The organism is Pseudonocardia sp. ICBG162, assembly GCF_020496225.1.
Lineage (GTDB): Bacteria > Actinomycetota > Actinomycetes > Mycobacteriales > Pseudonocardiaceae > Pseudonocardia > Pseudonocardia alni.
Genome location: NZ_JAHLJD010000005.1, coordinates 156,321 through 170,751 on the forward strand (window position 1 = coordinate 156,321; position 14,431 = coordinate 170,751).

11 protein-coding genes are annotated in these 14,431 nt (G+C 71.3%); 4 read left to right on the forward strand and 7 right to left on the reverse strand.

Going from position 1 to position 14,431, the window contains the following annotated elements:
• The first annotated feature begins 64 nt into the window (after positions 1-64).
• The 3 genes from KPL60_RS01160 (at position 65) to KPL60_RS01170 (ending at position 3,388) form a co-directional block, all read left to right on the forward strand.
• Positions 65-1,153 carry an S-(hydroxymethyl)mycothiol dehydrogenase gene (locus tag KPL60_RS01160; protein ID WP_226364608.1) on the forward strand — a complete coding sequence of 363 codons (1,089 nt, stop codon included), beginning with the start codon at positions 65-67 and terminating at the stop codon, positions 1,151-1,153.
• The gene (locus tag KPL60_RS01165; protein WP_226364609.1) at positions 1,153-1,779 is read left to right on the forward strand and encodes an MBL fold metallo-hydrolase; all 627 of its coding nucleotides are present in this window, start codon (positions 1,153-1,155) and stop codon (positions 1,777-1,779) included. Before KPL60_RS01160 ends, KPL60_RS01165 begins: the two co-directional genes overlap by 1 nt.
• Positions 1,780-2,230: 451 nt before the next feature.
• A complete protein-coding gene (locus KPL60_RS01170; RefSeq protein ID WP_226364610.1) occupies positions 2,231-3,388 on the forward strand; it encodes an MFS transporter in 1,158 nt (385 codons plus the stop codon).
• Between the two features lie 104 nt (positions 3,389-3,492).
• On the opposite strand, the gene KPL60_RS01175 is transcribed toward KPL60_RS01170, so the two are convergent.
• From KPL60_RS01175 to KPL60_RS01205, 7 genes are all read right to left on the reverse strand, one after another.
• A complete protein-coding gene (locus KPL60_RS01175) occupies positions 3,493-4,506 on the reverse strand; it encodes an ABC transporter substrate-binding protein (protein WP_226364611.1) in 1,014 nt (337 codons plus the stop codon).
• 66 nt (positions 4,507-4,572) lie between these two features.
• Positions 4,573-5,721: an amidohydrolase family protein gene (locus KPL60_RS01180; protein WP_226354968.1), complete on the reverse strand. Its 1,149-nt coding sequence runs from the start codon at positions 5,719-5,721 to the stop codon at positions 4,573-4,575.
• 92 nt (positions 5,722-5,813) lie between these two features.
• Positions 5,814-7,502, reverse strand: a complete 1,689-nt coding sequence (gene groL, locus KPL60_RS01185) for a chaperonin GroEL (protein ID WP_226354967.1) — start codon at positions 7,500-7,502, stop codon at positions 5,814-5,816.
• Between the two features lie 180 nt (positions 7,503-7,682).
• Complete coding sequence (gene mimD / locus KPL60_RS01190) at positions 7,683-8,039, reverse strand: propane 2-monooxygenase effector subunit MimD (RefSeq protein ID WP_374228581.1); 357 nt, start codon at positions 8,037-8,039, stop codon at positions 7,683-7,685.
• Positions 8,036-9,244, reverse strand: coding sequence for a toluene hydroxylase (locus KPL60_RS01195; protein ID WP_226364612.1), 1,209 nt, complete (start codon positions 9,242-9,244; stop codon positions 8,036-8,038). The genes mimD and KPL60_RS01195 overlap by 4 nt, the downstream gene beginning before the upstream one ends.
• Positions 9,241-10,305 (reverse strand): 2Fe-2S iron-sulfur cluster binding domain-containing protein, encoded by a 1,065-nt coding sequence (locus tag KPL60_RS01200; protein ID WP_208824608.1) that lies wholly within the window; start codon positions 10,303-10,305, stop codon positions 9,241-9,243. Before KPL60_RS01200 ends, KPL60_RS01195 begins: the two co-directional genes overlap by 4 nt.
• Positions 10,306-10,511: 206 nt before the next feature.
• Positions 10,512-12,149, reverse strand: a complete 1,638-nt coding sequence (locus KPL60_RS01205) for a methane monooxygenase (RefSeq protein WP_043276429.1) — start codon at positions 12,147-12,149, stop codon at positions 10,512-10,514.
• A 345-nt stretch (positions 12,150-12,494) separates the two neighbouring features.
• Here KPL60_RS01205 and KPL60_RS01210 point away from each other — a divergent pair, with 345 nt between their 5' ends.
• Positions 12,495-14,423 carry a helix-turn-helix domain-containing protein gene (locus KPL60_RS01210; protein WP_226364613.1) on the forward strand — a complete coding sequence of 643 codons (1,929 nt, stop codon included), beginning with the start codon at positions 12,495-12,497 and terminating at the stop codon, positions 14,421-14,423.
• The last annotated feature ends 8 nt before the right edge of the window (positions 14,424-14,431 follow it).

Below are 14,431 nucleotides of genomic sequence, written 5' to 3' on the forward strand. Positions count from 1 at the left end.
CCAGAGTCGCCATCCGAGCATCCGTCCCGCGCGGACGGCATCGAGGACGAGTGGAGTACGAGTTATGGCACAGCAGGTACGCGGGGTCGTGGCCCGCGCCAAGGGTGAGCCGGTCACCGTCGAGACGATCAACGTGCCCGATCCCGGTCCCGGTGAGGCCGTGGTCAAGATCCAGGCCTGCGGGGTCTGCCACACCGACCTGCACTACAAACTCGGCGGCATCAACGACGAGTTCCCCTTCCTGCTCGGCCACGAAGCCGCCGGCATCGTCGAATCCGTCGGCGAGGGCGTCACCGACGTCGAACCCGGCGACTACGTCGTCCTGAACTGGCGCGCCGTCTGCGGCAACTGCCGGGCCTGCAAGAAAGGCAAACCCCAGTACTGCTTCGACACCCACAACGCCGCCCAGAAGATGACCCTCGACGACGGCACCGAACTGTCCCCCGCACTCGGCATCGGCGCGTTCATCGAGAAGACCCTCGTCCACTCCGGACAGTGCACGAAGGTCAACCCCGACGCCCCCGCCAAGGTCGCCGGCCTGCTCGGCTGCGGCGTCATGGCCGGACTCGGCGCTGCGGTCAACACCGGCGGCGTCGGACGCGGCGACTCCATCGCCGTCATCGGCTGCGGCGGCGTCGGCGACGCCGCCATCGCCGGCGCCAAGCTCGCCGGCGCCACCACCATCATCGCCGTCGACACCGACCCCCGGAAACTCGACTGGGCCCGCGAGTTCGGCGCGACCCACACCGTCAACGCCAAGGACACCGACCCCGTCGAGTACATCCAGAGCGTGACCGACGGCAACGGCGCCGACGTCGTCATCGAAGCCGTCGGACGCCCCGAGACCTACAAGCAGGCCTTCTACGCCCGCGACCTCGCCGGCACCGTCGTCCTCGTCGGGGTCCCGACCCCGGACCTGCAGGCACCCGAGATCCCGCTCATCGACTACTTCGGCCGCGGCGGCGCCCTCAAGTCCTCCTGGTACGGCGACTGCCTGCCCAGCCGCGACTTCCCGATGTACGTCGACCTGTTCCTGCAGGGACGCTTCCCGCTCGACAAGTTCGTCACCGAGGAGATCGGGATCGACGGCGTCGAGCAGGCCTTCGAGAAGATGCACGCCGGTGAGGTCCTCCGCTCGGTGGTGATCCTCTGATGGCCCCGGTCGACCACGTCGTCACCTCCGGCACCTTCAACCTCGACGGCGGATCCTTCGACGTCGACAACAACGTCTGGATCGTCGGCGACGACCGCGAGGTGTTCGTCATCGACGCCGCCCACGACGCCGACGCCATCGCCACCGCCGTCGGCGACCGCCGCGTCAAGGCCGTCGTGTGCACCCACGCCCACGACGACCACGTCAACCAGGCCCCCGCCCTCGCCGACCGGTTCAGCGCGCCGATCCTGCTCAACCCCGCCGAGCAGGTGCTGTGGGACATGACCTGGCCCGACCGCAAGCCCGACCAGGAACTCGCCGACGGCCAGGTCCTCTCCGCCGGCGGGATCGACCTGACCGTGCTGCAGACCCCCGGCCACTCACCGGGCTCGTCCTGCCTCTACGCACCCGAACTCGGCATCGTGTTCACCGGCGACACCCTGTTCCAGGGCGGACCCGGCGCCACCGGACGGTCCTACTCCAGCTTCGACACGATCATCGAGTCGATCCGGACCACGCTGCTGCCCCTGCCCGCCGACACCCGCGTCCGCACCGGACACGGCGACTCCACCAGCATCGGCGACGAGGCGCCCCACCTGGAGGAATGGATCCGCAACGGATCCTGACCCCGCCCCTGGACGCACGACGCGGCCCGGCCCCTCACCCCGAGGGACCGGGCCGCAGCCGTTCCCCGACCGGATCGCACCCCAGCGGCCGGGCCGCCCTGCGCACCGACCGACGCCGAGAAGCACCTCAGGGTCGTCCCCGGGCGCCACGGACAGCCCTGAGCTGCATCTCGACGCGGATTCCGTCGCCGAGATGCACCTCAGCGGGCCGGGGAGATCCACAACTCCCGCTCAGCTGCATCTCGGCGACGTGCGCCCGCGCCGACGGCCCGGACCCTGGGCAGGGGGCCTCCCGAGCCGGACCGGCCCCAGCGGCCGGGTAGCTCCGCGCACCGGGCCCTCGTCGAGATGCGCTGCACGGTCGTCGCCTCCGGTCCGGCGCAGCCCTGAGCCGCATCTCGGCGGGCCCGGGCGCGGCGCGGCGCGACGGGGATGTCTGACACGGTGGGGCGTGCCCCGCTCGCTGTCGTCGCTCCCGTTCCGCCTGCTCCTCGCCGCGACCGCGCTGGCGTTCGGCGGGTACGCCCTGCTCCTGCCGGTCGTGCCGCTGTGGGTGTCCCGGGGCGGCTCCGGCGAGTTCGGCGCGGGGCTGAGCACCGGTGTGCTGATGGCGGCCACCGTGGCCACCCAGCTGCTGGTGCCCGCGATGCTGCGCCGGGTCGGGCACCGTCCGGTGCTGGTCGTGGGGTCGCTGCTGCTCGGCCTCCCGACGCCGTTGCTCGCGCTGACCGCCGACCTCGGTCCGGTGCTGGCGATCTCCACCGTCCGCGGGATCGGGTTCGGGCTGGCCACGGTCGCCGGGAGCGCGCTCGTCGCGGAGCTGGTCGAGCCCTCCGCTCACGGTCGCGCGTCGGCGCGCTACGGCTACGCCGTCGGCCTGCCCCAGCTGCTGTTCCTGCCGGCGGGAGTCGCGGTCGTCGACGCGCTGGGGTTCACCGGGGTGTTCCTGCTGGCCGGGATCACCCCGGTCGCCGGGGCGCTGGTCGTGGCGTTCGTGCGGGGTCCCCGGCGCGCTCCGGCACCCCGCCGCGACGACGCCGTCCCGCACACCCGGGAGCACCCCCGGGAGCACCGCCGCCGGCTCCCCGCCGCGCCGGTGCTGGCGATGCTGGGCTGCTCCACCGCGCAGGGCGGCGTGATCACCTTCGCCCCGCTCGTCGCACCCGGGGCGACGGTCGCGGTGCCCGCCGCGCTGTTCGCCACCGCGCTCGGCGCGCTGCTCGGCCGCGGTGTCGCGGGCACCCTCACCGACCGCAGCGGACGCCCCGGGGCGCTGCTGCCGGTCGGGACGGCGTGCGCCACGGTCGGGTTGCTCGGGGTGCTCGCCGCGCCGTACGCGTCGGTCCTGCTGGTGGTGGGGGCGGCCGTCGTCGGCGCCGGGTTCGGGCTGGTGCAGAACGACGCGATGGTCGCCCTGTTCGCCGCCGCCGGGCCGCTGCACTACGGCGCGGCCAGCGCCGCCTGGAACATCGCCTACGACGCCGGGACGGGCCTGGGCGCGACCGGGCTCGGCGCGATCGCCGAGCCCTTCGGGTTCGCCGCCGCCTTCGGCACGACGGCCGCGGTGCTGCTCCTGCTCACCCCGACCGTCCGGCGTCGCCGTGCCTGACCACCGCCACGGCAACACCGGAGCGGCGGTCAGGCAGGAGCGTCGCGTGGCGGGGCGGACCCCGGGGGGGGGGTACGGGGGCGCCCCTCCTCGGCGCCAGCGGGTCAGGTCTTCGGAATCGCCCGCTGCAGCTGGGGGACGACCGCGTCGAGCACGGACGGAAGACTGAGCACGGTCTGCCAGGCGAAGGCCAGCTCGGTGGCCCCCTCCAGGAACACGGTGCGCCCGTCGCGCATCGCGGGCAGCCGCGACAGCAGCGGATCCCCGACGACCGTCGCCTTGCCGCCGGGGGTGAACGACAGCTGATCCCACACGATGAGGTCGTGGTCGAGTTCGCTCGCCTGCTCGAAGCTGAACTCGGTGTAGAATTTGCCCGCGGCCAGCTCGTCGATCCGGGGCGGCACCGTGAACCCCAGCTGGGTGAAGAACCGCGAGCGGGGGTCCTGCGAAGAGAACACGCTGATCTTGTCCGCGCTGCGGCTCGCGACGACGACCGAGCGCCCCTTCCACTGCGGGTCGGCATCGCGGGCGGCGACGAACCTGGCCTCCAGGTCGGTGACCAGCTTCTCGGCCTCGGCCTCCTTGCCCAGCGCCCGTCCGGTCTCGCGGGTGGATTCCTGCCACGGTGCGCCGTAGTCGTCGAACCCCCGGGGCGGTCCGACGGTCGGCGCGACGGCGCTCACCACCGGATAGTTCTGGGCGTCGAGGTCGGAGTAGAGGCCGATCACCAGGTCGGGGCGCTGCGCTGCGATCTTCTCCGGCTCGATGGAGGACATGTTCAGCACCGCCGGTGCCGCGCCCACCGCCTGCGCGGCCGCCTGGGCCCACGGCTGCACGACGACCTTCTCGTCGCCGTACCAGTAGCGGGCCGCCACCGGCGCCACGCCGAGCGCGAGGATCGCGTCGTGGTCGGTGTAGCCCACGGACACCACCCGCTGCGGGGCCTGCGGGATCGTCGCCGCACCGAGCTTGCCGTCGATCGTCACCGGGAACCCGGCGCTCCCCGTCGCGGCACCGGTGCCGGTCTCCGACCTGCCGCCCCCGCCACACCCGGCCAGTACGGCGCCGCCGGCCGCAGCCAGCGTCGTGAGGAGCATCTGCCGTCGGGTGAGTCCCATGTCCGTTTTCCCTTCGCTCGTCCGGCGGAAGGATAGGACACCTTCTGAGGGTTGCCTCCCCTGCATTCAGGTGGGGCTCAACACTCCTCGGCGGCGCGGACGCACGGTGGCGCAGGCCAGGTCGAGCCCGTGGACCCGTGCCGCGGTGCCGCCGAGCAGGGCGGCGCGGACGTCGTCGTCGAGCTCGGGGAACCGTCCGCGCAGCTCGTCGGGGTAGCGGAAGGTCATGAGGTCGCGGATCAGGCGCGCCGGGCGTACCAGCGGGTAGCCGCTGCCGAACATCAGCCGGTCCGGACCATAGGCGGCCAGCAGCTCGCCGAGCGCCTCGGCGGCGGGCACCCGGTGCCGACGCAGGGCGATCAGCAGGTCGGTGAGCAGCACGTAGACGTTGGGCAGGCGGGCCAGCCGGACCAGCGACGCGGTCGGGGCGCAGGCGGCGCCGACCACGAACCGGATCTTGGGCAGGGCCGTGGCCAGCGCGGCGACCTCGGTGACGTCGACGGCACCGGCCGGCAGCGGCCCGGCGCTGCGCACCCGGACCGGGAGCGCGGACCCGGCGCGGACCGGCTCGGCCCACTCCGGCCACCGGGGCCGCGGTACGGCGTCGCCCTCGGCGACGACGCCCGCGTGCGCCCACTCCGGTGCCGCGCGCGACGGTCGCGCGGTCGGCGCGATCCCGATGTGGACCACCCCGGCGCCGGCCTGCTCGGCCCGGATCAGGGTGCGGCGCAGCCACGGCGCCCGCAGCGACAGCGCGGTCTCCGGTCGGCGGGCGGGCAGCACGGTCAGCGCGCGCAGACCGTCGCGCCCGACCCGGGCCCCGATGCCGCGGGCGCGGGCCCGGTCGGCGGGGTCGAGCTCCCCCGCCAGCGCGAGCCGCCCGGGGTGCTCGGCGGCGAGCTCGGCGTGCCAGGCCGGTGCGGCGAACCCGAGCACGAACAGGTCCTCGAACCCGGCCGGGACGAGCACCGCGCGGTCCACCGCGGAGAGCACGTGCGCGGCCAGCGCCTGGGGCGTGACTAGCTCGAACGCGTCCGCGGACAGCGGGCGCGGCGACGGGTCGACCATCCGGTGACGGTGCAGCAGGTCGGCGACGAACTGCTCCCCAGCCGGGCCCGCCTGGTTGTGCGGCCGGCCGTCCCAGCCGTGCACCTGGGCGTCGACGACCGCCGGGAGACCACCACGCCCCTGGGGCGCTTCGCAGCACCGGTCCACGCCGACCACCTCTCCACTGTCGCGGAGCGGCCCGGCACGCGCAGCGCGTGCCGGGCCGCTCCCCCTGTTCCTGTGACCGGACGGGCCGGTACCTACCCGACCGACGGGCCGAGCCCCATCGACTGGGGCGTGCTCGAGTCCGGGCTGGGCTGCGGGATGCCCTCGTCGAGCTGGCCGAACTCGGTCATGAGCGCCTTGTTCCAGGGCGTGACCTCCTCGGCCACCAGCGAGTTGGTGGTGAGGATCAGCCCGGCGACCGAGGCGCCGTTCTGCAGGGCGGAGCGCACGACCCGCAGCGGGTCGATGATGCCCATCTCGACCATGTCCCCGAAGCGGCCCTCCAGGGCGTCGAAGCCCTCGTCGACGCCCATGGTCGTGACCTGCTTGACCACCTCGTCGCCGTCGTAGCCGGCGTTGGAGGCGATGAGGTGCACGGGCTCGGTGAGCGCGTGCCGGACGATCTCGACGCCGATCCGGTAGTCCCCGGTCACGTCCAGCTCGTCGAGGGCGGGCTCGGCGTGCAGCAGCGCCGCGCCGCCACCGGCGACGATGCCCTCGGCCACCGCGGCCCGGGTCGCCTGCAGCGAGTCGTCCACGCGGTGCCGGATCTCGCGGGCCTCGGCGTTGGTCGGTGCCCCGACCGAGATGATCGCGGCCTTCCCGGACAGCCGGGCGATGCGGTCGGAGAAGAAGTCCTCGTCGGTGCCGATGGTCGCGCGGGCCAGCTCGGCGCGCAGCTGCGACAGCCGGTACTCCAGCTTCTGCTTGTCCCCGCGGCCGCCGATGATCGTGGTGCCCTCGCTGGTGACCTGCACCTGCACCGCGCGCCCCAGGTGCTCGACGTCGATCTGCTCGAGCGAGAACGAGGAGCTCTTGGAGTGCACCTGCCCGCCGCAGAGCGCGGCCATGTCCTCCAGCAGGTGGATGCGCTTCTCGCCGAAGCCGGGCGCCTTGATCGCGACGGCCTGGAAATGCCCGTTGACGTGGTTGTGGACCAGCATCTGCAGGGCGGTGCCCTCGACGGTCTCCGCGACGATGACGAGCGGGCGCCGGTCGTTGCGCATGATCCGGTCCAGCACCGGCATGATCTGCTGGACGTCCTTGATCTTGTGCGCGGTGAACAGGATGTAGGGGTCGTCGACGATCGCCTCGAGCGTGCCGGGGTTGGTCACCATGTACGGCGAGACGTACCCGTTGTCGAACTCGAAGTCCTCGACGAAGTCCACCGAGACGCCCGGCAGCGGGGTGTCGTCGACGGTGACCACGCCGTCGTCGCCGACGGTGTGCAGCGCCTTCGCGACGACCCGGCCGATCGTGTAGTCGTCGTTGGCCGAGATGGAGGCGACGCGGGCGTAGTCCTCCTCGGTGCTGACCGGGTGCGACACCGTCTGCAGGCGGTCGACGAGCGCGTTGACCGCGATGTCGATGCCCCGCTTGACCAGCACCGGGTTGCCACCGCGCTCGATGGCGCTCATGCCCTGCTTGACGATGGCCTGGGCGATGACGGTCGCGGTCGTGGTGCCGTCGCCGACCGTGTCGTTGGTCTTGACCGCCGCTTCCTTGACCAGCTGGGCGCCCATGTTCTCGAAGGGGTCGCGCAGGTGGATCTCGCGGGCGATCGTGACGCCGTCGTTCGTGACCTCGGGCGAGCCCGTGATCTTCTCCAGGATGACGTTGCGGCCCTTGGGGCCGAGCGTGCTCTTGACGGCTTCGGCCAGCTGGTCGACGCCGGCCTGCAGCAGATGACGGCCCTCGGCGCCGAAGCGGAGTTCCTTGGCCATGGTGGGTCCTCCCGGAGAAAGAGTCGGTCCAGGTGCGCGGGTGTGGATCAACGTGCGCAGCCGTGGCGCCGCGGAGGCGCGCTGCGCGGGTGGAGCGCACCGCCCGGGCCGTCGCCGGGCGTGGTGGGCCGGGGACGGGTCGTCGTCCCGGGCGGTGCGATCCGGGTGAGGAGCGGGTCCTTACACCGGCTTCAGGTCGAAGTCGATGTACTCGGCGGCGTCCTCGGGATTGGCGAACATGATGGTCTTGTCATCGAGGTGGACCATCCGCCCGTAGTGGGTGGACATGTTCTCCTCGAACTGGGCGGCGTCGAACCAGCCCTCCTCCTGGCCGGCCTCCTCGTCCATCGCGACGTAGTCCAGCTCGAACTTGCCCGTGCCGTCGACGCGGATCATCGAGGGCAGGTGCTGCACGGTCACGTTCTCCTGACGGTCCAGGACGGTCGCGATGACCGCGCCGATCTGGTTGTTCATCAGCGTGAAGCCGCACATGTTCGACGCGGTGCTGTCCTGCTTGAACGGGCTGGTGCTGGTCACTGCTTCAGCTCCTCGGGGACGTCGAGGCCGAGATCGCTGCAGATCCCGGCGAACCGGTTCTTGGCGCGGTCGAGGGAGTCCTCGAACGTGGGGGGCTTCGAGTCCGACTGGGACCACATCGGCTGCATGGTCCGGGCGGCCTCCAGTGCCTGCGGGACGTAGGTCCGCAGCCAGCCGCCCATCAGCGAGCGGTTGTGCTCGGCGAACTCGCGGTCCTGGGTGAGCGGCGCGAAGCAGGCGATCGACCAGCGCAGGTCGCGCTGGGCGTAGTCGTACTCGCCGGCCCCCATGACCGTCGGGGTCACGTAGTCGCCGTTGGTGGCGGCGGACTGCATGACCAGGTTCGAGCGGAACAGCTCACCGACCAGCGGCTCGAAGACGCAGTTGGCCGCGAAGATGGCCTCGCCCCAGTCGTCCTGGACCGCGGTGAGGGCCTCGGTGAACTTGCGGGCGCCCTGCCACTCCGGCGCGTTGTCCCACGCGTCGAGGTGGGCGGCGCCGTCGAACCCGTCGATCTCCTCGGAGAGCGTCAGGTTGTAGAGCGCGAGGTCCTGGGCGAAGCGGATCTTGCGGGTGGAGTTCGCCGCGAGCGCCGTGTTGTGCATGTTGGTCGGCGCGGACCGCTCGTTGGACGCGAAGACGTAGAGGCCGAGGATGTGCTCGATGTGCATCCAGGCGCCGACGTTGCGCTCGACGAAGCGCACCCAGTTCGAGTTCCAGAGCTCGAACGCCTTCGCGTTGCGGGCGTTCTCGATGTTCTGGGTGAGCTGCCGTACGACGTTCGCGTTGTAGCGGAAGAGGCTCTGCTCCCACTCCTCGTTCGGGTCGCGGAACTCGTGCCAGCCGTGGGCCGGCCAGTTCTTCACGTGCATGCCGCCGCTGCCGATGCCGCGCTGCGGCTCCGGCTCGTCGACACCCCAGGCCTTGAGCTTGGTCCAGTGCAGCGGGTAGCCGCCCTCGCCGTTCGCGAAGCCGTAGATCCAGCCCTGCGAGAGGTAGTGCCGCGGGTCCGGCTGGACCTCGACGGTCGTGTCCTCGTACAGCGTCTGCTTGCGCTTGGCGGGCGCGTAGTAGTTGTAGCGGCGCGCGTTCGAGCTCGAGTCGGGGAACTCCCGCGCCCCGGCCTCCGCGTCGGTGAAGACGGGCTTGGGAACGCTGCGCTGCGAACCGGACGACGTGTCCTGCGTGGTGGGGGACTGAGTCATTGCTGTCCGTCCTCGCCTTCTTGCTCACCGGTCGTGGTGAACTTGTCGTAGAAGATGTTGGTCTCACTCACACCCAGCTGGGTCAGCGTCGCGATCGCCGCGTCGACCATCGGCGGGGGACCGCAGACGTAGGCATCCGCTCCCTTCAGATCGGATTCGTTCCGCCTGACCACCTCCGTGATCAGGCCGGTCTCGCCGGCCCAGTCCCCGCCGTCGCCGCCGTCGACGTCGGACAGGGCGGGGACGTACCGGAAGCCGTTGAGCTGGGGCGCCAGTTCGGCGATCTCCTTCTCGAAGCAGAGATCGGCCGCGGTGCGCGCGCCGTAGTAGAAGGTGGCCCGTCGTTCGACGCCGCCCTCGGCCATCGCCCGCAGCAGGCCCAGTACCGGCGCCATGCCAGCGCCACCGCCGACGAAGACGATCGGCGAGCTGCGGTTCTGGCGGAGGGTGAAGGTGCCGAAGGGCGCCTCGACGTCGAGCCGGTCACCGGGAGCGGCCTTCTCGTCGAGCCAGGTCCCGAACAGCCCACCCGGGTAGACCTTGATCACGAACTCGTACAGGCCGTCCCGGTTGGGGGTGTTGGCCATGGAGAACGAACGGCTCTCCTCGGTCCCGGGGCAGACGAGGTCCATGTACTGCCCGGGGAAGAACTTGATCTCCGACGGCTCGACCAGCTTGACGGTCAGGTGCCGCATGTCGTGGGTGACGGCCTCGACCGACACGACCTCGACCACGCCCTTGGTGAGGGGCAGGCCGGAGCGGATGATCTCCTCGTCGTAGTTGGTCAGCTCGATGACCAGGTCCTCATAGGCGTGCGCCCGGCACAGGAGGGTGTGGCCCTCCTCCTTCTCGTAGTCCGGGAGCGCGAAGGTCGAGTAGCTGTCGTACTCGATGTCCTCGCCCTCGAGCACGAAGGACTTGCAGGCCGAGCACTGGCCCTCCTTGCAGCCGTGCATGAGCTGGACGCCCTGCTCGGCCGCGGCGCGGAGGATGTTCTGGTCCTCGTCGACCTCGATCTCGATGCCGACGGGCTCGAACCGCACGACGTGTTTGTCGCCCACGAGCGCAGACCACCTCTCTTGGCGTGACTAGTGGCGTGAGAAAAAAGACCAATCGGACAGATGGGGGGAGGCGTCGCCCCGGGCCCCGCCCGGCGGACGGGAGTCCCGGGGTGACCCGGCCGGGGAAGACGACCCCCCGGCCGGGCCGCGGGAAGAGGGACCCGTCATGGCGTGACGGGAACCCCCTCCCCTCGCCTGACCCGCGCTCAGGCGTCGGTGGGCGCGGGCCGGCCTCCCGGCCCCTGGCGGTTGTAGTCCGCCACGAACGCCTCGCGCTCGGCGTCGCTCATCTCGTTGAGGATGACGTTGGGGCTGGCCAGGTGCGGCATGCGCCGCATGTGGTCCAGCGTCCACATCTTCTTCGGGTCGAGATCGAGGTGCGGCTGAGCGGTCAGCGTCTTGCCGTCGTCACGGACGAAGCCCATGTCCTGGATGACGTCGGCCCAGTTCCAGCCGTGGTAGAGCGTCTCCCACTCGCGGTGACCCACGAGCTTGCCCATGTTCGGGGTCTCGCGACCCTGGTACACGGGCCGGAAGGCCTCGGCGTCGGTCCAGCGGCAGACCTCGTGGCAGTACGTGCGCCACTGGCCGTCCACCTTGTCGACGACCATGTCCTCGCGCACCAGACACGGGACCATGCAGGTCCAGCAGCGGTGCGGGTACACGTAGTCGACGTCCTCGGCCACGATGGCGTGGTGACCGTTCGGCTTGGCGAGGCGGTTGTAGTTCTCCCACCACTTGCCGTACCGGTCGTACCAGCCCGGGTACTTGTACTCGAACCACTCGAAGTCGGTGTCGGTCATGCCGTCGATGCGCCAGTAGTTGGCGCACCAGCCGGTGGCGAAGAACTGCGCGACCTCGTGGACGTAGCCCTTGTTCCAGATCTGGTTCCAGGACTCCTCGACCAGGTCGTGCGGGATCACCAGGCCGTACTTCTCGAGCGGCAGCAGGTAGCTGCGGTAGTAGTCGTCGTAGATCCAGCGGCGCCACATCTCCGCGTAGGACTCGCGGTCCTTGCGGCGGTCCTTCGTGCCGTACTCGATGAAGGTACCGATGGCGGCGTCGACGACGCGGTGGTTGTTCCACCACGCGTAGCGCAGGTCGCGCTCGAGCAGCTGGCGGTTGTCCTCGTCCGACAGCGCCATCAGGAGCGTGGCGTAGCCGTTGGAGATGTGCCGCGACTCGTCGGACTGCACCGAGTGGAACACCGTCGGCAGCAGGTAGTCGCCGTTGGCGGCCGCCTCTGCCGGCATCGCCACGAACAGGGTGTTCGTGAACGCGGTCTCCGCGACGATGGTCAGGTAGATCGACGCGGCGGTGATGGCGTCACCGGTGATGAACCCCTCCGCGAACTGGCGGCCGATGGTGCCGCAGTAGTCCGACTGGAAGTTCCGCAGCGAGTTGTTGAAGCCCGCCGGGTCGATGTAGTTGTTCATGTACAGGCGCTTGAGGTTCTGCTGGATCGTGCTGTGCCGAACCTCGTCGATCATCTGGATCGCCTGGCCGTTGTGCAGCTCCGGGTTCGGAACCACGTGGAACAGCATCGGCATCGAGCGCGCCGCCGAGATCTCCGGCAACGGGATGATCGACAGGAAGAGCTTCTGCCACTCCAGCCAGCGCTCCTGCACCTGCCGGAACATGTTGCCGCGGATGGCACCGTCCTGGGCGCCGTAGACGCGGTGGTCCTTCTCCTCCTCCATCGGGAAGTACGAGCGCAGGACCTGCTTGAGCGGGTCCTTCTTCGCCGCCTTCTTGAAGGTGTAGTCGGTTCCGTACTTCATGTACGGCTCGTGGTACTGCGGCTCCCAGGAAAGCTCCTGGATCTTCTGGTGAGCCTTCGCCAAACTCTGCCGACTCACGTCGTCTCCTCACGGTGGTGGGTTGTGGTCGGATCAGCGGGCGAGCGCGGGTAGCCCGATGTCGTGGTCGTGCACGGAGGGCGGGCGGCCCGGCGACGTGGCTGGTTGCCGCGTCTGGCGATGCCGTCTTTCTTCCGTGCTGCGAATCACACATGGTCCGACAGGCATTCGAGGTCTCAATATGAGACTCTTCCGCTCCGCCACCTGTGGTGATCTTGCTCTCACGGCGCGTACCGTCGCCGTGACCACGGGATCCGGGCAGGTCACCGCTGCCGCACGCGGGTCCTCGGTGGTCGTGTCCCGAGCTCGACACAGGCGAGGAGGCCGTGTGTGAGACCCCTGCCCGACGGCGCGCAGGGCGCCACCCGGGCGGGCCGGCCGACGCCGAGCCCGCGACACCCCGGGGACGGACATGACTCCCCCGTCACCGGCTCGGCGCCCACACCCGCCACCAGGACCACCACCAGCGCCGCGGCCGAACGGATCGCGGCGGCCCGCGACGCGTTCCTGCACCACGAACAGATGCGTGAGGACGCGGTCCGCCCGCCGATCCTGGCGTCCTGGATCCGGTCGCGGGACAGCGACGTCGCGCCCGACTCCATCGACCTGCCCGAGATCAGCCGCGAGACCGACAGCCCGCTGGTACGGGCGGCGACGCCGATCGTCTCCGAGCTGTGCGACCAGTTCGCCACCGAGCCGGTCAGCCTCATCCTCTGCGACGGCGACGGTGTCGTCCTCGACCGCCGGACCGGTGACTCCGCGCTGCGTCAGCACCTGGACCGGGTGTGGCTCGTCCCCGGTTTCTCCTACGCCGAGCAGCACGTCGGCACCAACGGCATCGGCACCGCGCTGGAGGGCAGGCGCCCGACCGAGGTGTTCGGGCACGAGCACTTCGTCGAGCACCTGGAGGACCTGGCCTGCGCCGGCGCCCCGATCCGGCACCCGGTGACCGGCAAGATCCTCGGCGTCGTCGACCTGACCTGCTGGCGGAGCGAGGCCAACGCGCTGATGGTCGCCACCGCGGCGACGACGGCCCGCCGCATCGAGGAGGCGCTGCTCGCCGCGTCCGGGCGGCACGAGCTGACGCTGCTGCACGACTACCTGACCGCGGTCCAGCGCGGGGGCGACTCCGCGGTGCTCGCCGTCGGCGACGACCTCGTGATGATGAACGACCGCGCCCGCGAGCTCATCGCCCCCGGTGACCAGGTCCCGCTGCTCGCCGGGGCGACCGACGCGCTGCGGGCCGGACGCAACCGCCAGCTCGTCGTCGACCTGCCGAGCGGGGCGACCGCGCGCGTGCAGTGCCGGCCGAGCTGGAACGAGGCGGGCTCGGCGGGCGGCATCCTGCAGGTGAGCCTGACCCACCGCGAGACCGTCGGCCGCGGCTCCGCGACCCCGACGATCACGACCGCGCTGCCGACCGCCGTCGGCTCGGGGGCGCTGTGGACCAAGTGCGCCCAGGCGGTGGACCGGCACTTCCGCACCAACGAGTGGCTGGTGCTGCAAGGCGAGCACGGCTCCGGCCGGACCACGCTGGCCCGCGCCACCCATCACCTCCACTCCCCCGCCGGGCACGTGCGTGTGCTCGACGCGGGCGACGTGGGCCCGCGCTGGCTCTCCGAGGTGTCCGACGAGCTCGGCGGCGGCGGCGGGACGCTGGTGCTGCGCGAGGTCGACCGGCTCCCCCCGGCCGCCGCGGCGGCGCTCGCCGACGTGCTCGAGCCGCACCGCGAGTCGACCGACCCCGAGCGGGCCTGGGTCATCGCGACCCGCGGCAGCTCCCGGACGACCGACTCGCCCGAGCTGGCGTCGCTGCTGGACTGCTTCCCGCGCACCATCGAGGTCCCGCCGCTGCGCCACCACGTGGAGGACGTCGCCGAGCTGGTGCCGTACCTGCTCGCCCGGCTGACCCGCGGCGCCGACCTGACCTGTGCGCCGGAGGCCCTGCGGGTGCTCATGCGGCACCGGTGGCCGGGCAACGTCGAACAGCTCTACCAGGTGCTGCGCAAGGTCGTGAGCCGTCGCCGGACCGGGGTGATCCGGCTGGAGGACCTGCCGCCGGAGACGCGGGTACTGGCCCGGCGGGTGCTGACCCCGCTGGAGTCGATCGAGTGCGACGCCATCGTCGACGCCCTGCTCGACGCCGACGGCAACAAGGCCGAGGCCGCGCGCCGGCTCGGGATGAGCCGGGCGACGATCTACCGCAAGATCCGCGGCTACGGCATCGCGACACCCGAGGGGGCGGGGGCGGCCCGGTAGCGTCGGGC

Coding starts and splice junctions, on each gene's coding strand:
- KPL60_RS01160 (WP_226364608.1), top strand. CDS start 65: ATGGCACAGCAGGTACGCGGGGTCGTGGCCCGCGCCAAGGGTGAGCCG.
- KPL60_RS01165 (WP_226364609.1), top strand. CDS start 1,153: ATGGCCCCGGTCGACCACGTCGTCACCTCCGGCACCTTCAACCTCGAC.
- KPL60_RS01175 (WP_226364611.1), bottom strand. CDS start 4,506: ATGGGACTCACCCGACGGCAGATGCTCCTCACGACGCTGGCTGCGGCC.
- groL (WP_226354967.1), bottom strand. CDS start 7,502: ATGGCCAAGGAACTCCGCTTCGGCGCCGAGGGCCGTCATCTGCTGCAG.
- KPL60_RS01195 (WP_226364612.1), bottom strand. CDS start 9,244: ATGACTCAGTCCCCCACCACGCAGGACACGTCGTCCGGTTCGCAGCGC.